Here is a 25,668-nt window from a genome sequence, read left to right on the forward strand (position 1 = left end):
TAATTCTAATTCGCTTAAAACAGAAAATATCCTTTTTCAACAAACCTGCCCGTTAGCCATCCATGCAGCACAAAATCAGTGATGCACCACAGAGAATGAAAATGGTTAGGAAGTGTCCATACTGATACTGACCTTAATCCAGTCAATCCTAATCCATAGACTTATTAATGAACGCTCTCCTCTTTTTTTAACGATTGAGCAGGGTCTTTTTAAGTATTGTCATTTTTCTAATCTTGAAGAAACTTATTTTCATGGTAGTTCAACAAGATCCCACAGAATTAGATGTATACCTATACAAAACTAGTTTACATAATGAAGGTTTATCAACAGCATAAAAGATCTTTCAAATTTGGAGATCCTTTTATGCTGCTTATTAATGTAACTTATGGAAATTTTAGTTATAATCGAAGTATAATCGTACATATGACATTTGTGGTTGCATATTGGACTGAACATCAATAGAGGTGATATAAAATGAATATTACTATCCTGTTAGTTGCACTAATCACTTTCTTATTAATTTTTAAAGGAGTGAAAAAAGGTACTATAACTTTTACTTTCAAAAAAACTTTAATCGGATTTGCAGTAACATTAGTTCTAATAAATTTGATTTTGTTTGTTATTTTTTGAGATTTATGACGATGTATACCATATTCATTTCTAGTCAACATAAGCGATGTTATCGGCAAGTGCAAAAGGATCTTCAATTGAAGATCCTTTTATGTTTCTTATTAAATTAAAACACCCGCTAGCTTAAGTGAACACCTTCACAAATTAACATGCTTAAAGATACATAATTTAAATATATGTGACCTAAAAAAAGAAAGGATCGTCATTTGACGGTCCTTTCTCTTATACTATTTTTCTTTATTCAGTACTTTTCTCTGACCAAAAAACACGATGATGGCTAAAATAAGAAGAATAAGAGGCATCATTGCAACTCCAAAACCTTGACCTGCAATTAAGTGTGTGAATACTGCACCAGCCATAACAACCGCCAATATTCCACTAAAAACAGGAACTAGTTTTTTCTTCCAAAAGCCAATAACTAATCCAATGGCTGATATGATTTCCACTATACCTACAACATACATAAAGGTTGTTCCATATCCATAAACATTGGTAAATGCATCTACCTGCATTGGGTTTGCACTAACTTTCATAAACCCAAATAATAAAAATCCAATCGCTAATAATCCTTGTAAAATTCGAACTGTCCACTTCATTGTAACAATTCCTCCCTTTTTAAATTAGTTTAATTAACTCCTAAGAATAATTCTAGAAATGGTGCATGATTGTACCGTAGTCTTAGTTATGCAAGATATTAACAGTACAAAAGAATTCGATTCCCAGATGGATCTTCCGTAAAGAGTTCCCCTTTTTTTTCTGTTACTCGATAATCCAAAGCTTCTAATTTCTTTACCATTGATTTTCTTGTTTCCTCGTTTGGTGTAACAAGAGTATAAAAGAGCATTCCTACACTATTTGGTGCAGGTTTCGGGGCATTTTTGCCATTCCAAATATTTGTTCCAATATGATGGTGATAACCACCACTTGAGAAAAACACTGCTTGATTCGGTATATCCATGACAATATCCAACCCTAGACCATCATGATAAAACTCCTTTGTTTTTTCTAAATCAGATACATGCAAATGAATATGACCGATAATTGTTCCTTCAGGGATGCCATTCCATCTTTCTCCGTTTGCTGCAGCAATGACGCTTTCTACATCCATTGGACCATTTTTCGAAAAATCCATTTCTCCTGTTTTGTCTCTCCATGTCGATGGTTCAGTATCTACGGCTACTTCGATACCATTACCATCAGGATCTTGAAAATATAGAGCATCATGGGTCCCGTGATAAGAAGCTCCTTGTAATGGATACTGTTCATTCAAAAGACGAGTAATTAGTTTCCCTAAATCTTTACGGGTTGGTAGAAGTAAAGCATAATGATACAAACCTGTTGTGCTCATTTGCTTGGGAATGTTGTCTTCAGGTTGTTCAATTGTAAGCAAAGGCGTTATCCCGTTTGCTGTCAATACTGCTTTTTTTCCTGATTGATTTAATACCTGAAATCCCATTAAGTTTTGGTAAAACTCGAGAGAACGAATCAAATTTTCAACCTTTAAATGAACGTGATTTACAAATGTATTAGGTTTGCTATGAAAAGAGTTCATTCTTTTACCTCCTATTTTCTTGAGAAATTTATTGAATAGCATCATTAATCGCCTCAATTCTAGAGTTATTGTCTAACCCTTGTTTTTTGCAACGAAATAAACACTCTGTTCTAAATTAACTACTAAGGTTATAATAAAACCTAAGAATAATTAATGGAAGTAGGCACATTAATGTGGCATAGTATACAAAAAGATACCTAAGGAGGAAGTAACATGGTTAATGAATGTAACAGTAAAAGGACTGTTGAAACTGCTCTTGAAATCCTTGTTGGAAAATGGAAGCCTGTTATTCTTTTTCATCTTTTGGAAAAAGGAACGTTACGTTTTAGCGAACTGCAAAGATTAATTCCTGATGTAACTAAGAAGATGCTAACAACACAATTGAGAGAATTGGAATACCACGATATAGTTAAGCGTAAGGTTTATGCAGTAATCCCACCAAAAGTTGAATATTCAATAACTGAATACGGAGGAGGCTTAAAGCCATTATTATTATCAATGCATGAATGGGGATTAACACATTTACAGCACTTAGATGAGTTATATGGGGAAAGTCAAGAAACAATAGGAAAATAAAAAAGAGCTGTATTCATTTCATCTCTTTTTCTCGTTATTGTGATCTAGCTTATTAATAAATCAAACTATGTGAAGGACTGTACTTAAACAAACCTGCCATTTATTTTAAGTACATTTCTTCACAATCTCTTCTCAAATATCCATTTATTTTGAAAATGAGTTACCCAACAATATGGCCCGTTTGTTGAAGAAGAATAGATGTATTAATCATAAAATATCACCTACTTAGATAGAAACCAGGCTTAGTGAATAAATACCCCATCTCCTCCAAGTATTTATCCCTAAAAATCAAAAAAAAGACTCAAATATTGAGCCTTTTCTCACCACCATTAATCTTTCAAAACATGTCTCTTCTCTAACACCTTTAATACTTCATCCAAAGGAAGCTTTTGTTCTCTCAACAGGACCATTAAGTGAAACAGCAAATCAGCTACTTCCCATTTTAGTTCCTCAGCATCTCTATTTTTTGACGCGATAATAACCTCTGATGCTTCTTCGCCAACTTTTTTCAGGATCTTATCGACACCTTCATTAAAAAGATAAGTTGTATAAGAGCCTTCAGGAAGTTCATTTTCACGCTCTGCAATTAATTTTTCTAATGTGTTAAAAATTTGAAAGCGATCCTGAACGACTGATACTTCCTGTTTATCAATTGTTTCACTAAAGCATGTGTATGCACCTGTATGACATGCAGGTCCAGCTGGTTGTACGAGAACTAAGATCGCATCCTGGTCACAATCATATCTCATTTCAACAACCTTTTGGATATTTCCTGACGTGCCACCCTTGTGCCAAAGTTCTTGTCTAGAACGACTATAGAACCATGTTTCTTTCGTTTCTATCGTCTTTTTTAACGATTCCTCGTTCATGTAAGCTAAGGTTAACACTTCTTTACTTGCCGCATCCTGTACGATTGCCGGAACTAGCCCATTTTGGTCAAATTTAATCGATTCAATCATCGTATATTCACCCCCTGTTGATTTAAGTAAACTTTCACTTCTTTTACGGATGTTTCCTTATAGTGGAAAATTGACGCTGCTAGTGCTGCATCTGCTTTTCCTTCTTCAAAGGCAGCTAAAAAATGTTCTGCATTCCCTGCCCCACCTGATGCAATCACAGGGACAGTTACCGCTTCACTTACCGCTTTATTTAATGCAAGATTAAAGCCGTTTTTCTCACCATCACTGTCCATGCTTGTTAACAGGATTTCACCGGCCCCACGTTTAACAGCTTCCTGTGCCCATTGTACAACTTCCCATTCTGTTGCATTTCTTCCACCATGTGTATAAACACGCCAGCTGCCTAATTCTTCATCATATTTCGCATCAATTGCGACAACAATACATTGAGAACCGAAGAATCCAGCTCCCTCTGTTATTAGTTCTGGATTTAGTAAAGCAGCTGTATTTAATGATACTTTATCCGCACCTGCTCGCAGAATTCTTTTCATATCCTCAAGTGAATTTATTCCGCCACCAACAGTAAATGGGATCGCAAGCTGTGCAGCTACCTGTTCAACAACATCAACCATTGTTTTCCGTCCTTCATGTGACGCAGAAATATCAAGGAAGACTAGCTCATCTGCACCCTCTTGATCATAAAACTTTGCTAGCTCTACTGGATCTCCAGCATCTCTTAATCCTAAAAATTGTATTCCCTTTACAACTCGGCCTTCTTTTACATCTAAGCAAGGAATAATACGCTTTGTGATCATGATGGATTTCCTACCTTCAATGCCTCTGTTAAACTAAATTGATTCGTATAGAGTGCCTTTCCAACAATCGCACCAGATACTCCTGCACTTTCATATTCAGAAAGTGTTTCTAAATCCTTTAACGAGCTCACACCACCAGAGGCAATGACTTGCTTATTTGTTGCCTTAGCCATTTCTACAATTGCCTCAACATTTGGTCCTGAAAGCATGCCATCTGTTGCAATATCAGTGAAGATAAATACTTCTGCACCAGCATTAGCAAGTTCTTTACCAAGATCTGTTGCTTTTACATTTGACGTATTTAACCAACCCTCTGTTGAAACATAGCCATCTTTTGCATCAATGCCAATTGCAATCTTTTCACCATATGTAGCAAGCATTTTTTTTACGAAATCAGGATTAGAGATCGCCGCACTACCTAAGATGACACGATCGACTCCATTTGATAAATAGAATTCCACATCTTCTTCCGTACGAATGCCGCCACCGATTTGAATTTTTGCTGATAGCTTTGTAGCTGCGTCAATCACATGTTGATGATTCACAAGCTTTCCTTCTTTAGCACCATCTAGATCAACCATATGGATCCAGCTAGCACCTTGATCATCAAATTGCTTGGCCATGTCAAATGGAGAATCGCCATATATTGTTTCTTTGTCATAATCACCTTGAAGCAATCTTACGCACTTGCCACCCCGCATATCAATTGCAGGATAAATAATAAATTGGCTCATCTTCATTCTCCTTCCACGATCTTAATGTAATTTTTTAAAATGGCTAACCCTAGCTCACTACTTTTTTCTGGGTGAAATTGTGTACCATACACATTTCCTTTTCCAACAACAGCAGGAACGTCAACACCATAATCAGCTGTTGCTAAAAGCGTGTCACCTTGCTCAGTATCAATGTAGTAAGAGTGAACAAAATACGCATAACCACTATCAATGCCTTGAAGTAAAGGACTTTGATTTCGTATGTTCAAATCATTCCACCCCATATGTGGAACCTTAAGGCTGTTTCCCTCTATCGTGTCAGGAATTTTTACAACTTTACCTGGTAAAAGAGATAAACCTTTTGTTAATCCGTTTTCCTCACTCTCGTCAAACAAAAGCTGCATACCTAAGCAAATTCCTAAGAGCGGCTTATCTTCTGCAACGATTTTTTGAATAAAGCTTGTTAATCCAGCTTCCGTTAAAATCGCCATAGCATCCTTAAACGCCCCAACACCTGGTAGGATATAGCCATCCGCTTTTTCTAGCACAGCTTCCTCGTGGGAAACAATATAGTCGACGTTCATTCGCTCTAGCGCTTTACTAACACTATATAAATTCCCCATTCCATAATCGATAATGGCGATCATCTTATAACATTCCTTTCGTAGAAGGAAGAACACCCTCAATGCGTGGATCAACCATTGTGGCTTCATCCAATGCTCTTGCTAATGCTTTAAAAATTCCCTCAATCATATGGTGTGTGTTATGTCCATAATGAACGATCACATGAAGGTTCATGCGTGCTTCAAGGGCAAGCTTCCATAGAAATTCATGAACATTCTCAGTATCAAACGTACCAACCTTTTGACTTGGAAACTCTCCTTTGAACTCAAAGTGTGGACGATTACTTAAATCAACTACAACCTGTGCAAGGGCCTCATCCATTGGTACAAATGCACTTCCATAGCGTTTAATTCCTCTTTTATCACCTAATGCTTCGCGCAGGGCTTGCCCTAAACAGATGCCAATATCCTCTGTTGTATGGTGGTCATCGATTTCAATATCACCATTTGCCTCTACTGTTAAATCAAATTGCCCATGCTTTGTAAAAAGATCGAGCATGTGGTCCATAAACGGAACATCTGTCTTAAGTGAAGACTGACCTGTTCCATCTACGTTAAATGATAAGGAAATTTGTGTTTCTTTTGTATTACGCTCAACTGATGCCGTTCTTGTCATAAGTATTTCCTCCTTATTTTCGTCTTTCTTCCAGAGCACGAGCATGGGCTTCTAGTCCCTCGAGCCTAGCTAATTTTGCGATTTTTTCATAGTTGTTAGTAAAAGCTTTTTCACTGTATGAGATAATACTCGATTTTTTCATAAAATCATCTACGTTTAGCGGGCTAGAAAAACGTGCTGTACCATTTGTTGGTAACACATGATTAGGACCTGCAAAATAGTCGCCTACCGGTTCTGAGCTATAACGTCCAAGAAAAATCGCTCCGGCATGCTTTAAATCATTTAAAATCGCTAATGGATTTTCTGTTAACACTTCAAGATGCTCTGGAGCAAGCTCATTCACAACAGCAATTGCTGTTTCAAGATCATCAGTCACGTAAATATGACCATACATATCAATAGATGCTTTAGCAATCTCTTTTCGAGGTAAAGTAGCAACTTGTTTTTCTACTTCAAGCTTTACTTCCTCAGCCTGATTCATCGATGTTGTCACGAGAATACTAGATGAGTTTTTATCATGCTCTGCTTGTGATAATAAATCTGCGGCAATTTCATTTGCTCTTGCTGTTTCATCACTTAAAACCACAATTTCACTTGGACCAGCGATCATATCGATATCAACAATACCGAATACTTCTCGTTTTGCTAACGCAACAAAAATGTTTCCTGGACCCATGATCTTATCAACTGCAGCAATCGTTTCAGTTCCATATGCTAAAGCTGCAATTGCCTGTGCCCCACCAACCTTATAAATTTCAGTAATGCCAAGTTCTTTTGCTGCAACTAAAACACCTGCTGGCAGTGTACCTTGTTGATTTGGAGGTGATGTAATAACAATCCGCTTTACCCCAGCAACCTGTGCCGGAATCACATTCATTAATACAGAAGATGGATATGCAGCTGTTCCACCTGGTACATAAACCCCCACTGCATCTAATGCTGTGATTTTTTGCCCGAGCATTGTTCCCTCATCATTATAGCTAAACCAAGATTCACGCTTTTGTTTTTCATGAAAAGAGCGAATATTAGCTGCTGCTTCACGGATAATCTCAACTAATTCGTTATCTAACTCTTCATAAGCTGCTGTAAATTCTTCTTCTGTCACCTTTAAGCTTGATAATGATACTTTATCGAATGTTTCTGTATAGGAAAAAAGCGCCTTGTCTCCCTCAGATCGAACGGTTGAAATAATCGATTGAACGATCTTCCTTTGTTCCTCTGTCCCTGTATCAATTGTTCGTCTTAACGAAACTTTTTTATCAGTAATACGGGTAATTTTCATTGCATTAACCTCCAATGACTTTCGATAAACGTTCAACTAGTTCATCAATTGGCCCATCCTTCATGCGATAGCTAACAGGGTTAACGATCAAACGAGATGTAATGTGGCAAATATGCTCAAGCTCAACTAAACCGTTCTCTTTTAACGTTCTTCCAGTTGAGACAATATCAACAATGCGATCTGCTAAACCAATCAATGGTGCTAGCTCAATTGAACCATTTAATTTAATGATTTCAACTTGTTCTCCCTGTTCACGGAAGTAGCTTGATGCCACATTCGGATATTTTGTTGCCACTTTAGGCGCAACATCCGTTAATTTAGCATTCGGCAGTCCAGCAACCGCCAAATAGCATTCACTAATTTTTAAATCAAGAACCTCATAAACGTCACGATCTTCCTCTAACATGACATCCTTACCTGCAATTCCAACATCGGCAACACCGTGCTCTACATATGTTACGACATCCATAGGCTTTGCTAAAATAAAGCGAATATTTTCATTTGGTACATCTAAAATTAACTTTCTTGATTCATCAAATTCAGGTGGGAGCTGATAGTCGGCTTTACGAAGCATATCTGCAGCTTCCTCAAAAATTCTTCCTTTTGGCATCGCGATCGTTAACACATCTTTCACCTCACAGCTCCTCCTTTCTTGAACCGATAAAATAGACAACCTCTTCAAAATGCTTTGTAAACGCGTCAACATCTTTAATTCCATTAATATCTTGCATGACAACTCGTTTATTGTTCAAGCGAAGCTCATTTGTATGTGCAATCGCCTCTGTACGGCGTTCCAGACTATAGATCACACATTGTAGCTGTTGTTCATCTGTCATTTTCAGAGACTCTATAATGCGATCAATGTGTAAACCAAACCCAGTTGCTGGTGCTGCTCGATTAAATTTTTCAAAAAGATGATCATATCTCCCACCACTACCGATTGGAAAGCCAACATTGTCTGCATACACTTCAAATAAAATTCCAGTGTAATAGCTCATATGACTGACAATATTTAAATCTAGCTTTAAATAATCTGTGACTTGAAATGCTTCTAATGTAGACCATAACTGAGTAATTTCTTCTAATGAGTCACGTGCAGCCCCTGAGGAGACTAAGTCCTTAGCTTCTACTACTTTATCAATGCCCCCACGTAAAGTTAATAAACTAAATAAGCGCTCTTTATCAATACTAGATAACGGCAACTCTTTTACATGTTCTCTATAGCCTACATAATTTTTTTCATATAAGAAGCGCCTTAAAACATCAGCACGTTCTTGATTTCCTAATACCTCTTTAAACAGGGCATCGGCATAGCCAATATGGCCGATGGCAATTTTAAAATTCTCAAGTCCGGCTTCCTTCAGTGAAGCAATCATCAATGCAATCACTTCAGCATCTGCACTTGTTGTTCCATCACCGATTAATTCCACCCCAACCTGTTCAAACTCAGCTGGACGACCACCTTCTCGCTGCTGTGCGCGAAAAACATTTGCAGAATACGCAAGTCGTAAAGGATAAAGGTGATTATATAATTTAGATGCAGCAACTCGAGCAATAGGTGCTGTCATATCTGGTCTGAGCACCAATGTATGACCTTGCTGATCTAATAGTTTAAAAAGCTGTTGATCAAGTATCGCGGATTGAACCCCAACTGTCTCATAGTATTCAAGTGTTGGTGTTTCAATAAATTGAAAGCCCCATTGCTCGATGACATTTGTCATTGAATGACGCGTTTTTTTCTTAACTTCATATAGATTTGGTAATGTATCAACCATTCCAAGCGGTTTCTCAAACATAAACATGTTTCTGTACCCCCGTCAATGAATACTCATTTGTAATTTTCAGAATGCTTTACTTCGCTAATATGCTAATATACTACCAAAGTGAAGGGATTTTTTCAAGAAATTAATTAACATTTTGGCCTAACCTTCGTTATTTATTAATTGTTTATTTATTCAGTCTTTTTAAAATGCAGTTAAACAAACGTTTAATTAAGTCTATTTTCATAGGTTGTCCAATTAATCTGGGCTTATTGTCCGGTCTTCAGGTTATATTGTCGGGTTCGGCTATTTTATTGTCCATTCTACCTCACTTATTGTCCGGAATTAGTTATATATCAACCGAAATAACATTGATATCGACCGCTCGACAAATAGCGACATTTAAAATAGGAAAAGGCCACTAGTTTTTACTAGCAGCCTCCAGTTCCCTTTTTGCCAGCTCTTCTTTTGTATAAATAATTTGCATTGGGTTTCCACCAACAAATGCTCCTGCAGGAACATCCTTATGGACAAGTGTTCCTGCTGACACAATAGCACCATCACCGATGATCACACCGGGGAGGATGGTAGAATTGGCACCAATTAGCACCTCGTTGCCAATCTCTACATCTCCGAGGCGATATTCGTTTATTAAATACTCATGAGCTAGAATCGTTGTATTATAGCCGATCACGGAATTTCTACCTACTGATATTTTTTCAGGAAACATCACATCAAGCATCACCATTAATGCAAATGAGGCTTGTTCCCCTACCTTCACTTTTAAAAACGTCCGATAAAGCCAGTTCTTTATAGCTAAAAATGGTGTATACCTTGCGAGCTGAATGACAATAAAGTTTCGGACAACCTTCCAAAATGGTACTGTCTTATAAACATGCCATAATGAATTCGCCCCAGAAACTGGGTATCTAGTCGTTCTTCTCACATCATTCCACTCCGACGATTGGTAGTAAATCACTCATTTTTTCTAGTAAATAATCTGGGTTATAGCTACTAATATACTCTCTACCTTTAATACTCCAAGCTACTCCTGCTGTTTTCGTTCCAGCATTTTTCCCTGCCTCAACATCATGATGATTATCTCCAACCATGATTGCTTCCTCAGGTGATGAATCAAGCTGCTTCAACGCCTTCAAAACTGGTTCAGGATGTGGCTTCGCATTTTCAACATCATCAAGGGTAACGACAACATCAAAAAATTGATCAAGCTTAGTTAGTTTTAATCCCATATTCACGGTGTCACGAATTTTCGTAGTAACAATCCCTAGTTTAAAGCCTTGCTCCTTGAGTGTTTTAATTGTTTCAAAAACAGTCTCATATTCGGTTACAAGGGTATCATGTTGTTCATGATTAAATTTTCGATAAACTTTAACCATTTCTTCCATTCGATCTTGATCCACACTTCCAAACGTGTCATAAAGAGTTGGACCGATAAACGGTAGAACATCCTCTCGTTTATATTTGCTCGGGTAATATGAATTTAACGTGTGAAGAAACGATGCAATAATGAGTTCATTTGTATTGATTAATGTTCCATCTAAATCAAATAAAAGTGTATTAATTTTCATAAGACGCTTCCTTTCTACTTGGTGCGGCTTCTACCTTTCGCCAAATCGTTGCAATTGTTATTGTTAATAGGATTGCCACAACTAGGCGAATCGTAAGCAATGGTAAAACTGGAATTCCTAATGGAATAAAAATAAGTGTATCCTCAACAACGGCATGACATGCGACGAGGAAAATAAACGCCAATGTTAAATCTTTACGACTAACATTATCCTCTTTTACAGCCTGGATCATCACACCTGCGCCATATGCTAATCCAATTGTAAGTCCTGCAACCAATGTCATCGACGTATTTTCTTTCATCCCTAACATCCTCGTCACAGGTGCCATCCATTTTGTGAAAACAGTTAACAGGCCTAAGTCTTTTAAAAATTGAATCACAATCATTAATGGAATAACAATTAGTGCAAGCTGGACAACACCTAATCCTGCCTTTTGTATGGCTAAACCAATGATTTCTAACCAACCGTTTGGGACAACTTCTGTCTTGCTTACAAAACCATATTGGGCCATTTCTCCGCCACCGTGCCAGACAAGGTTCACAACAATAGCTGATACGAACGCAAGACCAATCCTTACAAATAGGATTACCCACAGCTTAAGACCAACCTTTGCTGCAACAGATGACTCAATAAGTAAATTGTGTGAAAAGGAAAGCATAACAGCTAAGATAAAAACCTCTTTTACCGTTAAATCAAGCGATAAAATCGCCGCAATCCCTGCATATAGATTAAGAAAATTCCCAATGACTAACGGGATAGCCGCTTCCCCAGATAAACCGAAGATTCCCATGATCGGGGTAATCAGCGTTGCCAACCAATCTAGTACAGGCGTATGCTGCAGCAAACTAACAATTAACGTGATTGGAAAGATCACCTTTCCTAATGTCCAGGTTGTCTGGATCCCAGCTTGAAAGCCATTTTTTAAACTATTCCCCATAACCAACCTCTCCTTGATGTGTAATACCTTTATTGACTTGAATCTAAGTATCTTACATTAGAATGTCCTTTTACTCGGCGGAAAATCATGATTCCTACAGCAACTGCAACTAAAACAATTGAAATGACTTGAGCAATTCGTAAAGTCTCTGTTAGCATCAAGCTATCTGTTCGGAGACCTTCTATAAAGAAGCGACCAACCGAATACCAAATGACATAAGTTAAAAACAGCTCACCACGTCTAAAATTAGCTTTTCTTAACAACAGCAAACCGATAACTCCTACAAAACTCCACAAGGATTCATATAGGAAGGTAGGATGATAATAAGCACCATTTATATACATTTGATTAACGATAAAATCAGGTAGCATTAATCCCTCTAAAAACTCCCTAGTAACTGGACCGCCATGCGCCTCTTGGTTCATAAAGTTACCCCAACGACCAATTGCCTGACCGAGGAGAATACTAGGTGCAGCGATATCAGCAAGCTGCCAAAAGGAAATTTTCTTTACTCTCGCATATATTGCACCTGTAATAATTGCAGCAATAAGCCCACCATGAATAGCGAGACCACCATTCCATATTTTTATAATGTCACCGGGATTCTGAGAATAATAGTCCCATTGAAAAATGACATAGTATGCTCTTGCCCCTAAAATCGCCATTGGGATTGCAAATAACACCACATCTACAAACGTGTCTTTATGTAATCCTCTTCTCTCGCTTTCTCTTACTGCAAGTAAAAGCCCGAGTAATGCTCCAACACCAATAATGACTCCGTACCAATGAATTTGTATCGGCCCTAATTCAAGAAATATTGGATCAAGAGGCTTTAAACTCTCTTCCATTCCCTCAACTCCCTACTAAAATAGTTATCGAAATATCTATAGGTACTTCATTCCAAGGGTAACTTAGCCCACTTCTAAACATATATCAAAGTATACAGTTTATGTTTCAAAATGAACGAAACTGTAGTGATTGATTTCAATCATTACTTTAGGCTGTTTTCGAAAACTTTGTTGCTATTTACCAAGTAGTTCGGTGTGGTTGATTTCCGCTCCAGTTGCTCGCTTTCCGCGGGGCGGGCGGTGAGCCTCCTCGGCGTAAACGCCTGCATGAGTCTCACCTGTCCCGCTGCTCCCGCAGGAGTCTCGCAATCCGTTCCAATCAACCTTATACAGTTTTCATTTTAAAAGCGACAATCACTTAGAAAAGTGCAAATCCTATTCTTCCTCGCGATCAGCATCTTCAATGACACCAGCAAGCTTATTTGTAAATTGCTCTGCAGCATTTACACCCATACGCTTTAATCGGTAATTCATTGCTGCAACCTCGATTATGACAGATAAATTTCGTCCTGGTCGAACTGGAACAGTTAGCTTCGTAACATCTGTATCAATGATTCGCATTTTGTCTTCTTCAAGACCAAGGCGATCGTATTGTTTATTTTGATCCCATAGCTCAAGGTTGATTACAAGTGTAATCCGCTTAAAGCTACGAACAGCACCTGCTCCAAATAATGTCATGACATTGATAATGCCTAACCCACGGATTTCTAAAAGATGCTCAATTAACTCAGGAGCGCTACCAACTAATGTATCTTGATCTTCCTGACGAATTTCAACACAATCATCTGCTACAAGACGATGACCACGTTTTACTAGCTCAAGAGCTGTTTCACTTTTACCAACACCACTTTTACCAATAATTAATACACCGACCCCATAAATATCTACCAATACACCATGTACTGCAGTAGTTGGAGCTAGCTTTCCTTCTAGAAAGTTTGTTAAATGACTTGATAATCGTGTTGTCTTCATTGGTGATCGTAGAACAGGAACACCATCACGATTTGATGCTTCAATCAATTCAGCAGGTGGTTCATTTTCTCTTGTAAGAATGATAGCAGGTGTAACATCTGTACAAAGCTCGTCCATTCGATGCTTTTTCTCTCGTTCTGTTAATTGATGAAAAAATGAAAGCTCAGTTTTACCGAGCAACTGAACTCGTTCCTTTGGATAATATGTAAAGAACCCAGCCATTTCAATACCAGGACGAGACAAATCACTTGTAATGATCGGTCGATTAATTCCCTCTTCTCCACTGATTACCTCAAAATTAAATTTATCAATAAGATCCTTTGTGCGAACTTTAGGCACGATTTATCCTCCTTTATGACAAGGGCTTTAACTATAGTTTGTAACAAGCATGGATATACCCTTGTATTCCTTTTCAAATGTTAAGAAAGACTCTTTTTATATTTTAGCATTAGAACATAACATTCCAAAATATTATTTTACTTTAACGCTACTCTCCTACATCAAACTCCCTATATATACTACGAAGAAACTTATAGGAGGTTGAATTGATGAAAATCATGATTGATGCAGGACACGGGTATGAAACACCTGGAAAAAGAACGGTAGATGGCATGAAGGAATACGAATTTAATCGTGCTGTTGCAAATGAAATGAAAAACCTTTTTTCAACCTATGAACATGTAACCGTTCAATTTTCACATTCAGACAAACAAGATGTTCCATTAAGTGAAAGAACCGCAAAGGCAAATCAAGCGGAGGCTGATCTATTTGTTTCGATTCATGCGAATGCACATGGAAACGGGAGAGAATGGACGTCAGCCGTTGGTATCGAGACATATGTTTATTTTTCGAAGCCTAAGGCTGCTTATGAATTAGCAAAAATTGTCCAAGCCAACCTTGTAAAAGAAACTTCTAGGAAAGATCGTGGTGTCAAAACTGCTAATTTTCATGTGTTAAAAGCAACAAGAATGACAGCAATCCTATGTGAGTGTGGATTTATGACTAACAAAGCTGAAGCAGGTCTACTACGTACAATTGATTATCGGAATAGATGTGCAGAGGCGATTGTTAAGGGCATTGTTTCATATTTCAACCTTAAAAGAGAGAGTAAAATAGAAAAACCAACTCATGAAACCGACTTTTTCAAAGTGCAAGTCGGGGCTTTTACAAAGCAGGAAAATGCAAAAAAGCTTGCTGAAGAATTAAAAAGCAAGGGTTACGAGGCCATTATTGTGACTAGCTAAGCTAACCGACTGAAAAAGAAGTTGACTTTAAAGGGTCTGAACCTTTGTTCTTTTAGTCAACCTTTTTTGGGCTCATTTCTAAGTGATTGTAGCTTTTAAAGCGAAAACTGTTTAAGGTTGATTGGAACGGATTGCGAGACTCCTGCGGGAGTAGCGGGACAGATGAGACTCATGCAGGCGTTTACGCCGAGGAGGCTCACCGCCCGCCCCGCGGAAAGCGAGCATCTCTCGCTGCAATCAACCACACCGCACCACTTGGTATATAGCAACAAAGTTTGCGAAAACAGCTTTTTTATTTAGGTTTTCAAGGTAACAAAACAACCTTTTCACCTCTTATTTTCTTGTACACATTTACTTCAAAGTAACTTGACGCAATCATTTTTTCCGTTCTTTTTACATCTATATCCATTGTAAATGCATCCTTGCCAGGGTATTTATCAGGATCATAATAAAAATATTGATCCAGGTGGGGTGAGTATGTTTGAACATCAATTGAGTTTGTTTCCTCATCAATATGAAGAAGCCGGATAAACCCATTACCACCTTTAGGTCCCTTTTGGTAATCTGAAAGCAGTTGATAAACCTTTCGATCGATAATCCCATCAAAATTATCATCGAGTTCATCCACTAACAGTTCACTATTATGATAATGTCCACAAAGAACAGCAACGACATTTTTGTTTGGTACAACAACCTTTTCAAAAATTTCATTTCCTTGATGACTTCGCTTACCGTCTTTTTCTAAGTATTCGTGAAACGCTAAGATCGCAGTACGATCTGAATAGCGAGTTAATACCTTGTTCATCCACTCAATTTCCTTTGCTTCAACATCCCAGCCCATATAAAGAAAAACATAATCCTTACCATTTACAGAGATCAGATCATAATGGCCATGATTGCTTTGATATGAATCACCATAATAATATTTTTGATGAAATCGATTCTCTCCGAAATATCGCTGGTACTGCTTAAAGTTGTCACCTTTATCATGATTCCCTGGGAGAACTCCATATGGGATTTTCGCGACGTCTAATGTATTCATGTAAGAATCAGCACGTTTCCATTGCCTCTCATCGCCACCCTTATTGACGATATCACCAGTATGAAAGACATATTTAATATTCATCACATCTTTATTTTGTGAAATCCATTCTGTTAATGTTTTAAACACGGCTGGATGATCTTGTGAATAATATTGAGTATCAGACATCCAGACAAAAGAGTAGTCATAGCTTTTTGACTGTGATGATCCTACTTGATCCTGTACAATGACACTTATTTTTTTATCTTTCACATATTCTCCAGCTGGGATTGTTCCATTTAGATCAAATTGATTTTTGCCGGCTAATTTCCGATCAATCTCCAGCCACCTTTGTTTCGCAACATTCCAACCATACATCGTTACCTGTCTTCCTGGTAAAGACTTACCTTCCCATTGGACAGTAATATTATCTGATGGTTGTATATCATTATTTACTTTAACGTCAAAACGGTGATAAGGAAATTTTGTTACAGAATGAGTTTTATTTGACTCACTGTCGTTTTCCTTAAGCGCAAGGTATTTTTTCGTTGAAAATTCTTTTTCACCTTTTGGGGCAAAAGATTTCGGTGGTTCTGTATTTGTCGCATTTTCACTTACTAGCATGTGATTCTTTTTTGCGGAAGTATATTGATGAGCATGATAAAAATTTTTTCCGTTTATCTCGACACTAGCCGAATTTATCGTGTTGCTCTTTACAAGATGTGTAGGTATAAAAGTAAGAATCATGATACATATGATAAAAAAAACACTGTTAAATTTGTACATGCTTTTCACCCAATGGTAGTATGTGCAGAATTTAGCTTTTTTACCATTAGAAAGCAAAGTATTATCTTTAAAAAAGGCTGTTTTCATAAACCTTGTTGCTATTTACCAAGTAATGCGGTGGTTGATTCCGCTCCAATCAACCTGAAATAGTTTTCGTTTTAAAGCAGCAATCTCTTGGAAAAGAGCCTTAAAAAAAGAGCGAGACAGACTCTCTACTCAAATTTAAACAAACGTTTATTTATTTTTTTGCAGCGGCTCAATGATCGCCTTCTGAATCATCAGATGGAGCAGTGAAATAACAACGGCTGCAAGTATGGCTGTGCCGAATCCATCGATATTAAAGGCGTCCCCCATTAATCCTTCCGTAATCATCAAAGTGACAGCATTAATGACAAAAAGAAATAATCCTAAAGTAACAACTGTTACAGGCAGTGTAAGCAGAATGAGAAACGGCTTAACAAGTATATTTAAAACCGATAAGATGAAGCTTGCCCCCAAAGCCGCTCCGATCCCACTTAAGTAAAAAGAATCAAAGTAGCCAGAAACGACAATTAATATGACTGCATTCACAAGAATGCTAACTAGCCATCTCATCATATTACATAATGTCCGATTCTTCTGGTACAAGGAATATCCACGCAATATAGATAATACCTAATGGGAAAAACCCAGTAGGTATTAGCAATATGACAAATAATATCCTTAATATTGAAGCATCAATACCCAAATAATCTGACAAGCCTCCAAGTACACCAGAAAGCTTTCGATCTGAGCGAGATCGATGTAATTTATTCATACTCTTCACCCTTACGTATTTTTAGTCAAAATTGATCCAGTTTTCGAATCAGCAAACATAGAAAGCTTTGTCTCCTGTGCTGTTCTGAACCTTAATTCCTTTTGAATCGTTTCATTCTTCTCAAGTGATATGTCTATATCCTTTAATTGTGCTGATAGTGCCCCAAGGTTGGATTTAAACTCACCTATGACTTTACTTTCCTCTGGGACATTTATTTCAATATTCCCAGTTGTCGTTTTTGCATAGAGTGCTTCACATGCCATATCTGCTAGTGTTAATTGAAGGTTGCCATTAAAGCTTTGTGCATCAATTTTCCCAGCTGATCCATTGAACTGAATGATTCCAGTGATCGATTCTACTTCTACCTTCTCATACATAGAATTTGAAAGCTTAATTTGCCCATTTGCCGTTTCAAACTCACCATGCTTACCATTAATAGAAGAGAATGATAGTACACCATTAGCAGTCTTCGCCTTGATAGTGTCTACATTTAAATCTTCCCCTCTTATTGGACCATTAAACAGCTTTATCTTTATTTGATCATATGCTTGTTCTGGAACATACAATACGATATTGATTTTCATTGTCTTTTTATCTGAATGAAGAATAAGACGATTCCCCTCTAATGTACATTCAACTTCAGATAAGAAACTTTCTCGCGCTTGCTCCGTATTCTCCGCACGGTATACTTTCGCATCACATTCGACTCGAATATCCTGCTCATTCCATGGTTGGATATTTACACTACCATTTGGAAAATTAATATCGATGTCATGAAACGATGAACCTTGAAATTGAAAGATATGATGGATATCAATAGATTTCCCAAAATTCAAATCAAGATCGAGCTCTTTTACCCTTTTCACCGCTGTATCAACCCAATCCATTAATTTCGTACCTAATGATGATTGTTTTTCATGGGGTTGTTTAGCATTGTCTTCATGCTTATAATCAATGACTTCTGTTGATAATGCCGTTATCTTTTCTTCTTTTAATTGTTCATCACGATCTAGAGCTTCAATTAAAGACAATGCTTCGTCCGCAGATAGCTTTCCATCTTCAACAAGTTTTAAAATACGTATTCTTTGTTCTTTCATCGTATTTCCTCCCCAAATTTAACGTTTTCTAAAGGCTTTTTTCTAAGAGATTGTTGCTTTTAATACAAAAAACTATTTCAGGTTGATTGGAACGGATTGCGAGTCAGGCATTCTAAAAAAGTTTATATTCCTGATAAAAGTTTAATTCCTTTAACAATGTTCCAAATAAAAACAATCAGATTAATTAACCCAACAACAAGAAAACCTCCGAAGAATACAGTTAAAAAGGCTGTTTCAGAAAGATTAGAAAAACCACTAAACACAATCATCCCTATCACGCCCAGCACCGATAAAAAGGGAACAATATGAGAAATAAGCGCCTTCTTAGAATGCTGCTTTACTTCACTGTGGTCGACAATAAAATAGATCGCAATCGGCAAAAGAAACGGTGCAAAAAACACACTAAAATAGTTCAATGATGCTAGCACTTTATTCGTTTTATCCAATTTCTTTTCACTCTCCTTATCTTTAATACGTATGAAAGTTGGAGAGGTTTCACTATTTTATTTTTTTGGTTTGTTGTAAAAAACAGAACAAAAGCGCAAGCGCCTTGAACAGCCTTGGGCAAATAAACGCTAAAGAATAGAAGGTGTTCTTTACCTTCAATTCTTAAGTGGCTGTAGACCCAAGAGGGGCTAGGCGCTGGAACTAGATGCCAAGCGCTTATCCACAGTACAAGAATTTGATAATTTCCTAAGCAAAAAAAAGAGCATCGATTGTTCACTTCGATGCTCTCTCTAACCGGATGCCTAAGGAAATCTACTTTTTACTGTGCAATTTCCTCTTTCTCTTTAATTAACTTTTTCATTCGTTCGCGATCACGTTCAATTACTGGTTTTAAATATTTTCCAGTGTACGACTTCTCATTGTTCATAATATCTTCTGGTGTTCCAACACCAACGATTTGTCCGCCTTTGTCTCCACCTTCTGGACCTAAATCAGCGAGATAGTCTGCTGCTTTAATGACGTCTAGATTATGTTCAATGACTAATACAGTATCACCGTTTTCTACTAGTCTTTGTAAGACCTTCAAAAGACGAGCAATGTCATCTACATGTAGTCCTGTTGTTGGTTCGTCAAGAATATATAAGGAACGGCCTGTTGAGCGTCTGTGTAATTCTGAAGCTAGCTTTACCCGTTGTGCTTCACCACCGGATAGTGTTGTTGCTGGTTGTCCTAGTGTGATATAGCCTAAGCCTACATCAAAGATGGTTTGAAGCTTACGTTTAATCTTCGGGATGTTTTCAAAGAATTCCACAGCATTTTCTACTGTCATTTCAAGAATGTCTGAAATGTTTTTCCCTTTATAGGTAACTTCAAGGGTTTCACGATTGTAGCGTTTGCCATGACATACCTCACAAGGAACATACACATCTGGAAGAAAGTGCATTTCAATTTTAATGATTCCATCTCCGCGGCAAGCCTCACATCGTCCACCCTTCACATTAAAGCTAAAGCGGCCTTTTTTATATCCACGTACCTTTGCTTCGTTTGTTGTTGCAAACACATCGCGGATATCATCAAACACACCAGTATATGTCGCAGGATTTGATCTTGGTGTACGACCAATTGGAGACTGATCAATATCAATCACCTTTTCTAAGTGTTCAATTCCTTTTACCTCTTTATGCTCACCAGGCTTTGCTTTTGCATGATGAAGCTTTTGTGCAAGTGATTTATGAAGGATTTCATTGACTAATGTACTTTTTCCAGATCCTGATACACCTGTTACAGCAATAAATGTACCAAGAGGGAACTTTACACTTACGTTTTTAAGATTGTTTTCCTTGGCACCTTTGATTTCTATATATCGTCCATCATGCTTCCTGCGTTCATACGGTAATGGGATAAACTTTTTGCCTAATAAGTATTGACCAGTTAACGAGTTAGCATCATTCATAACCTCTTCTGGTGTACCTGCTGAAATAATTTGTCCCCCATGAATTCCTGCTCCTGGACCAATATCAATTAAATAATCGGCAGCAAGCATCGTATCTTCATCATGTTCAACAACAATTAGCGTGTTACCAATATCACGCATATTTTGCATGGTTCCGATGAGGCGATCATTATCACGTTGATGCAAGCCAATTGATGGCTCATCAAGTATGTACAAAACACCTGTTAAGCGTGAGCCAATTTGCGTGGCAAGCCGAATCCGCTGAGCCTCTCCACCAGATAAAGTACCGGCTGCGCGATTCAAGGTTAAATAATCGAGTCCAACATTATTTAAAAACCCTAAGCGCTCACTAATTTCTTTTAAGATGAGGTTCGCAATGGTTCTTTCCTTTTCAGATAACGAAACGTGTTCGAAAAAGGTAAGGGAATCCTGTACAGATAGCTTCGTAATCTCACCGATGTGATTTCCATCTATTAAAACAGCGAGCGTTTCTTTCTTTAAACGATATCCTTTACAAGAAGGGCAATTTTGCTGGCCCATATACTTTTCCATTTGCTCACGGATATAGTCTGAGCTCGTTTCTTTAAAACGTCGTTCAACATTTCGAACAACACCTTCAAATTGAATATAGTTCTCTCTAATTTGCCCAAAATCATTTTCATAACGGAAATATATTTCTTCTCCGTCACTGCCAAACAGAATTTTATCCAGCAAGTGCTTTGGAATGTCTTTAACTGGACTATCCAAATCAATTCCATAATGATTACATACTGCCTCAAGCAATTGTGGGTAATATTGTGAGCTAGTCGGCTCCCATGGTGCAATTGCATGCTGATGAAGTGAAAGATCTTTATTCGGAATAATTAGATCCAAGTCAACTTCAAGCTTTGTTCCAAGTCCGTCACATTCAGGACAAGCACCAAATGGACTGTTAAATGAAAACATTCTTGGTTCTAGTTCTCCAATCGAGAAGCCACATTGTGGACAAGCATGGTGCTCACTGAAAAGTAGCTCTTCTTCACCCATCACATCAATAATAACTTTCCCTTCACCCAGTCGTAATGCTGATTCAAGGGAGTCTGCTAAACGGGATGCAACACCTTCTTTGACGACAATACGGTCGATCACAACTTCAATCGAATGTTTTTTATTTTTCTCTAATTCAATTTCATCAGATAGCTCCTGCATTTCACCATCAACACGAACACGGACATAGCCTTGTCTTTTAATGTCTTCAAATACCTTAGCATGTGTCCCTTTTCTACCAGAAACAATCGGTGCAAGTACTTGAAGCTTTGTTCGTTCAGGATAATCTAGTATCCGATCAACCATCTGTTCAATCGTTTGCGAAGAGATTTCAATTCCATGGATTGGACATGTTGGTCGACCAACTCTTGCAAATAATAGACGTAAATAATCATAGATTTCCGTTACCGTTCCAACTGTAGAACGTGGATTTCGACTCGTTGTCTTTTGATCGATGGAAATCGCAGGTGACAGTCCTTCGATCGCATCTACATCAGGTTTATCCATTTGTCCCAGGAATTGGCGCGCATATGCTGATAAGGATTCAACATAACGTCTTTGTCCCTCTGCATAAATGGTGTCAAAGGCCAAAGAAGATTTACCTGAACCTGATAAACCAGTTAATACAACAAGCTTATCACGCGGAATGGTGACATCTACATTTTTTAAGTTGTGAGCACGTGCTCCCTTCACAACGATATGTTCCATTGCCATAATTGTTTCATCCTTCCGCTTTAAGCTCTAAAATTAAATCACGCAATTCAGCAGCACGTTCAAAGTTTAACGCCTTTGCCGCTTCCTTCATTTCGTTTTCCATTTCTGAAATGACCTTGTCTCGTTCTTTTTTCGTCATTTTTGTCAGTTTCTTCGTGATCGATGTTTCATACTCTTCCTGCTCTTCTGCAGCAACTGTTGCACGAATTACTTCACGAATATCTTTTTGAATCGTTTGTGGTGTTATTCCATGTTTTTCGTTGTATGCCTGTTGAATTTCACGGCGTCGTTTCGTTTCATTTAATGCCAATTCCATTGAATTCGTTATCTTATCTGCGTACATAATAACATGACCTGCTGCATTTCGTGCCGCACGACCAATTGTTTGGATAAGGGAACGCTCTGATCGTAAAAATCCTTCTTTATCAGCGTCTAAGATTGCGACTAATGATACCTCTGGAATATCTAGCCCTTCTCTTAACAAGTTAATTCCAACAAGAACATCATATTTACCAAGTCTAAGCTCTCTTATTATTTCAATCCGCTCTAAAGTTTTAATTTCTGAATGCAGATAATTTATCTTTATCCCAATTTCCTTTAAATAGTTCGTTAGGTCTTCAGACATTTTTTTCGTTAAAGTTGTGATAAGTACACGTTCATTTTTTGCTACTCTAGCATGGATTTCATCAATTAGATCATCTATTTGTCCTTCAATCGGACGGACATCAATGGTTGGATCTAAAAGACCTGTTGGTCGAATAATTTGCTCGATCATTTCTGGAGTATGTTCCATTTCATAAGGACCAGGTGTTGCTGAAACAAATACAATGTTTTCAATATGCTTTTCAAATTCCTCAAAGCGAAGTGGACGGTTATCCATAGCTGACGGCAAGCGAAAGCCGTGGTCAACCAATACTTGCTTACGAGCCTGGTCACCATTAAACATACCCCTGATTTGCGGTAATGTAACATGTGATTCATCGATGACAATTAAGAAATCATCGGGAAAGAAGTCAAGCAAGGTATAAGGTGTTGAGCCTGCTGGACGAAGTGTTAAATGACGTGAATAGTTCTCAATCCCTGAGCAAAAGCCCATTTCTCTCATCATCTCTAGATCATATCTTGTTCGCTGCTCAAGACGCTGTGCCTCAAGAAGCTTGCCGTTTTCGCGCATTTCTGCTAAACGTGTCTCAAGCTCTGCCTCAATATTGACGATTGCCTTCTCCATCTTTTCTTCTCTTGTTACGAAGTGGGATGCAGGGAAAATCGCAACATGCTCACGCTCTCCTAAAATCTCACCTGTTAATGCATCGACCTCACGAATCCGGTCTATTTCATCACCAAAGAACTCAACGCGAATACATTGCTCATCTCGAGAAACCGGGAAGATCTCAACAACATCTCCGCGAACCCGAAAGGTACCTCTACGGAAATCTATATCATTGCGTTCATATTGAACATCAACTAATTTTCTTAATAACTGATTTCTTTCAACTTCCATGCCTGTTCTTAAAGAAACAACAAGCTCCTTATATTCCTCTGGAGAACCGAGACCATAGATACACGAAACACTGGCAATGATGATAACATCATTACGCTCAAATAAAGACGATGTAGCTGAGTGACGAAGCTTATCGATTTCATCATTAATACTTGCATCTTTTTCAATAAATGTATCGGTTTGTGGAACATATGCCTCAGGCTGATAATAATCGTAGTAACTAACAAAATACTCAACAGCATTGTTTGGGAAAAAATCTTTAAACTCACTATATAGCTGCCCCGCTAATGTTTTGTTATGGGCAATAACCAATGTGGGTTTATTTACTTCTTTTATAAGATTTGAAACAGTAAAGGTTTTACCTGTTCCAGTTGCACCTAGCAATGTTTGATGTTTTTTTCCTTGCTGAATTCCATCGACTAATGACTGGATCGCCTTAGGCTGATCACCCTGTGGCTTGTATTTCGAGACTAATTCAAATTGCTCGCTCACGCAAAAGCCTCCATTCAGAAAGATTCAATAGTAATAGTTTACCACATTTATATGGAAAATCACTAAAAATACGAACTATAGTTCGTATTTTTTATTTAGTATGAAATATATTCTTAAAATCGGTATTGATCGTTAATTTGATCTTGCAACTTTTCATGTTATTTTTGTAACTTTTATGATATTTTTGCAACTTTTCATATTATATTTGCAACTTCAGCTCTTTTTTTGCAACTTAGCTCAATAATTTTGCAACTTAGCTCAATAATTTTGCAACTAATCCTTTACCTTCACCCAAAGAAAAAAGAGCACCACCAGGTAGCTCCCTTTTCAAATTAGTATATCTACTTTTGACAATACTCAAACCTATTTCTTCCTTAATAACTCTGCTTTCATTTTTCGCGCATAGAGATATCCTGCGACAAGTGAGATAATGTCCAATGCAATGATAAGCGGATCGTCTGTAAATCCTCTTACATATGAAGCTATAAGTAGAGCCGCTGTTAAGGATGTACCAACATAGTGGTTATAGCACACTCGTGTAAAGAGGATAACAAGTAAAAACGGAAGAAATAACGCTAATATTACTTTTAAAACCATTATTGATCTCCTATTCAAAAAATAGTTTAGATGCTACAGAGCAAGGTTATAGAAAAATACAGCATCCTCTTTCACATAGCCTAACTGTTCATAAAGAGCTTGAGCCTTTGTATTATCCTTTGTTGTTTCTAAAAGAATTCCGGCAGCTTTTGTTTCTAAAGCAAACTCTTTTGCCTGAATCATTAATGCTTTACCAACACCTTGGCGACGATATGTTTCGACTACGAATAAATCATTAAGAAGCCATTTACGTTTCATACCTACTGATGTGAAAATTGGATACAGTTGAACAAACCCCATTGGTCTTTCTCCATCCATTGCTAGAAAAATAACGGATTCATTAAATTTAATACGTTCTTCAATAAAGGTCTTTGCTCCTTCAATATCAGCTTGCTTGCCATAAAAGATTCTGTACTCATTAAATAAGGTTGACACATGATCTACCTCTTTCAAAGCAGCTCGAAAAATATCCAACTAGCATCCCTCGATTCTGATTAAAACGATGTATGATTTCACAAATAATCATACCATGTTCTATTTTAAAAAGCCTATTAAATAAAGGCTCTTTTCTAATTTGATTGTTACATTTAAAACGAAAACTGTTTAGGTTGATTGGAACTGATTGTGAGACTCCTGCGGGTGCAGCGGGACAGGTGAGACTATGCAGGTGTTTACGCCGAGG

Annotated in this window: 26 protein-coding genes; 2 read left to right on the top strand and 24 right to left on the bottom strand. The window is 37.6% G+C overall.

The genetic code is table 11. The features are described 5' to 3' along the window. Positions 1-857: 857 nt before the first annotated feature. Together I7822_RS20280 and I7822_RS20285 are read right to left on the bottom strand one after the other, a co-directional pair. Positions 858-1,226, bottom strand: coding sequence for a DoxX family protein (locus I7822_RS20280; RefSeq protein WP_207980889.1), 369 nt, complete (start codon positions 1,224-1,226; stop codon positions 858-860). Between the two features lie 98 nt (positions 1,227-1,324). Further along, entirely contained in the window at positions 1,325-2,182 is an 858-nt protein-coding gene (locus tag I7822_RS20285; protein ID WP_207980890.1) for a VOC family protein, read from the bottom strand. Between the two features lie 213 nt (positions 2,183-2,395). On the opposite strand from I7822_RS20285, the gene I7822_RS20290 reads away from it, so the two are divergent. After that, the gene (locus I7822_RS20290; RefSeq protein WP_207980891.1) at positions 2,396-2,758 is read left to right on the top strand and encodes a winged helix-turn-helix transcriptional regulator; all 363 of its coding nucleotides are present in this window, start codon (positions 2,396-2,398) and stop codon (positions 2,756-2,758) included. A gap of 329 nt (positions 2,759-3,087) precedes the next feature. On the opposite strand, the gene hisIE is transcribed toward I7822_RS20290, so the two are convergent. The 13 genes from hisIE to hprK all read right to left on the bottom strand — a co-directional run bounded on the left by hisIE (position 3,088) and on the right by hprK (position 14,151). Beyond that, the gene (gene hisIE, locus I7822_RS20295) at positions 3,088-3,717 is read right to left on the bottom strand and encodes a bifunctional phosphoribosyl-AMP cyclohydrolase/phosphoribosyl-ATP diphosphatase HisIE (protein ID WP_207980892.1); all 630 of its coding nucleotides are present in this window, start codon (positions 3,715-3,717) and stop codon (positions 3,088-3,090) included. Continuing rightward, on the bottom strand, positions 3,714-4,472 hold the full coding sequence (gene hisF, locus I7822_RS20300; protein WP_207980893.1) for an imidazole glycerol phosphate synthase subunit HisF: 759 nt from the start codon (positions 4,470-4,472) through the stop codon (positions 3,714-3,716). Before hisF ends, hisIE begins: the two co-directional genes overlap by 4 nt. Further along, the gene (hisA, locus tag I7822_RS20305; protein ID WP_207980894.1) at positions 4,469-5,206 is read right to left on the bottom strand and encodes a 1-(5-phosphoribosyl)-5-[(5-phosphoribosylamino)methylideneamino]imidazole-4-carboxamide isomerase; all 738 of its coding nucleotides are present in this window, start codon (positions 5,204-5,206) and stop codon (positions 4,469-4,471) included. Before hisA ends, hisF begins: the two co-directional genes overlap by 4 nt. A 2-nt stretch (positions 5,207-5,208) precedes the next feature. Continuing rightward, positions 5,209-5,832, bottom strand: a complete 624-nt coding sequence (gene hisH, locus I7822_RS20310) for an imidazole glycerol phosphate synthase subunit HisH (protein ID WP_207980895.1) — start codon at positions 5,830-5,832, stop codon at positions 5,209-5,211. 1 nt (position 5,833) lies between these two features. Beyond that, on the bottom strand, positions 5,834-6,424 hold the full coding sequence (gene hisB, locus I7822_RS20315; RefSeq protein ID WP_207980896.1) for an imidazoleglycerol-phosphate dehydratase HisB: 591 nt from the start codon (positions 6,422-6,424) through the stop codon (positions 5,834-5,836). Positions 6,425-6,437: 13 nt separating this feature from the next. Then, positions 6,438-7,706 carry a histidinol dehydrogenase gene (hisD, locus tag I7822_RS20320; RefSeq protein ID WP_207980897.1) on the bottom strand — a complete coding sequence of 423 codons (1,269 nt, stop codon included), beginning with the start codon at positions 7,704-7,706 and terminating at the stop codon, positions 6,438-6,440. Positions 7,707-7,710: 4 nt separating this feature from the next. Continuing rightward, a complete protein-coding gene (hisG, locus tag I7822_RS20325) occupies positions 7,711-8,316 on the bottom strand; it encodes an ATP phosphoribosyltransferase (protein WP_243459586.1) in 606 nt (201 codons plus the stop codon). Positions 8,317-8,341: 25 nt separating this feature from the next. Next, positions 8,342-9,508 carry an ATP phosphoribosyltransferase regulatory subunit gene (locus tag I7822_RS20330; RefSeq protein WP_207980899.1) on the bottom strand — a complete coding sequence of 389 codons (1,167 nt, stop codon included), beginning with the start codon at positions 9,506-9,508 and terminating at the stop codon, positions 8,342-8,344. Positions 9,509-9,887: 379 nt separating this feature from the next. Further along, complete coding sequence (locus I7822_RS20335; RefSeq protein WP_207980900.1) at positions 9,888-10,412, bottom strand: acyltransferase; 525 nt, start codon at positions 10,410-10,412, stop codon at positions 9,888-9,890. Between the two features lies 1 nt (position 10,413). Next, positions 10,414-11,055: a pyrophosphatase PpaX gene (gene ppaX / locus I7822_RS20340; protein WP_207980901.1), complete on the bottom strand. Its 642-nt coding sequence runs from the start codon at positions 11,053-11,055 to the stop codon at positions 10,414-10,416. Further along, positions 11,045-11,992 carry a nucleoside recognition domain-containing protein gene (locus tag I7822_RS20345; protein WP_207980902.1) on the bottom strand — a complete coding sequence of 316 codons (948 nt, stop codon included), beginning with the start codon at positions 11,990-11,992 and terminating at the stop codon, positions 11,045-11,047. Before I7822_RS20345 ends, ppaX begins: the two co-directional genes overlap by 11 nt. Positions 11,993-12,021: 29 nt before the next feature. Beyond that, positions 12,022-12,840, bottom strand: coding sequence for a prolipoprotein diacylglyceryl transferase (gene lgt / locus I7822_RS20350; protein WP_207980903.1), 819 nt, complete (start codon positions 12,838-12,840; stop codon positions 12,022-12,024). Positions 12,841-13,215: 375 nt separating this feature from the next. Continuing rightward, entirely contained in the window at positions 13,216-14,151 is a 936-nt protein-coding gene (hprK, locus tag I7822_RS20355) for an HPr(Ser) kinase/phosphatase (RefSeq protein ID WP_207980904.1), read from the bottom strand. Between the two features lie 209 nt (positions 14,152-14,360). On the opposite strand from hprK, the gene I7822_RS20360 reads away from it, so the two are divergent. Then, positions 14,361-15,056, top strand: a complete 696-nt coding sequence (locus tag I7822_RS20360; RefSeq protein WP_207980905.1) for an N-acetylmuramoyl-L-alanine amidase — start codon at positions 14,361-14,363, stop codon at positions 15,054-15,056. A 304-nt stretch (positions 15,057-15,360) separates the two neighbouring features. On the opposite strand, the gene I7822_RS20365 is transcribed toward I7822_RS20360, so the two are convergent. From I7822_RS20365 to I7822_RS20405, 9 genes are all read right to left on the bottom strand, one after another. Continuing rightward, a complete protein-coding gene (locus I7822_RS20365; RefSeq protein WP_207980906.1) occupies positions 15,361-16,863 on the bottom strand; it encodes a metallophosphoesterase in 1,503 nt (500 codons plus the stop codon). Positions 16,864-17,097: 234 nt separating this feature from the next. Further along, positions 17,098-17,460, bottom strand: coding sequence for a phage holin family protein (locus I7822_RS20370; protein ID WP_207980907.1), 363 nt, complete (start codon positions 17,458-17,460; stop codon positions 17,098-17,100). A 1-nt stretch (position 17,461) separates the two neighbouring features. Then, positions 17,462-17,659 carry a PspC domain-containing protein gene (locus I7822_RS20375; RefSeq protein ID WP_207980908.1) on the bottom strand — a complete coding sequence of 66 codons (198 nt, stop codon included), beginning with the start codon at positions 17,657-17,659 and terminating at the stop codon, positions 17,462-17,464. 11 nt (positions 17,660-17,670) lie between these two features. Then, positions 17,671-18,756 carry a DUF4097 family beta strand repeat-containing protein gene (locus I7822_RS20380; RefSeq protein ID WP_207980909.1) on the bottom strand — a complete coding sequence of 362 codons (1,086 nt, stop codon included), beginning with the start codon at positions 18,754-18,756 and terminating at the stop codon, positions 17,671-17,673. 122 nt (positions 18,757-18,878) lie between these two features. Then, positions 18,879-19,202, bottom strand: a complete 324-nt coding sequence (locus I7822_RS20385) for a magnetosome magnetite crystal formation protein family (protein ID WP_207980910.1) — start codon at positions 19,200-19,202, stop codon at positions 18,879-18,881. Between the two features lie 320 nt (positions 19,203-19,522). Continuing rightward, positions 19,523-22,396 (bottom strand): excinuclease ABC subunit UvrA, encoded by a 2,874-nt coding sequence (gene uvrA, locus I7822_RS20390; RefSeq protein WP_207980911.1) that lies wholly within the window; start codon positions 22,394-22,396, stop codon positions 19,523-19,525. Between the two features lie 7 nt (positions 22,397-22,403). Continuing rightward, entirely contained in the window at positions 22,404-24,389 is a 1,986-nt protein-coding gene (gene uvrB / locus I7822_RS20395) for an excinuclease ABC subunit UvrB (protein ID WP_207980912.1), read from the bottom strand. Between the two features lie 363 nt (positions 24,390-24,752). After that, entirely contained in the window at positions 24,753-24,986 is a 234-nt protein-coding gene (locus tag I7822_RS20400; RefSeq protein WP_207980913.1) for a CsbA family protein, read from the bottom strand. Between the two features lie 33 nt (positions 24,987-25,019). After that, on the bottom strand, positions 25,020-25,460 hold the full coding sequence (locus I7822_RS20405) for a GNAT family N-acetyltransferase (protein WP_207980914.1): 441 nt from the start codon (positions 25,458-25,460) through the stop codon (positions 25,020-25,022). Positions 25,461-25,668: the final 208 nt, after the last annotated feature.

It is taken from the genome of Metabacillus bambusae (assembly GCF_017497975.1).
Classification (GTDB): Bacteria; Bacillota; Bacilli; order Bacillales; family Bacillaceae; genus Metabacillus; species Metabacillus bambusae.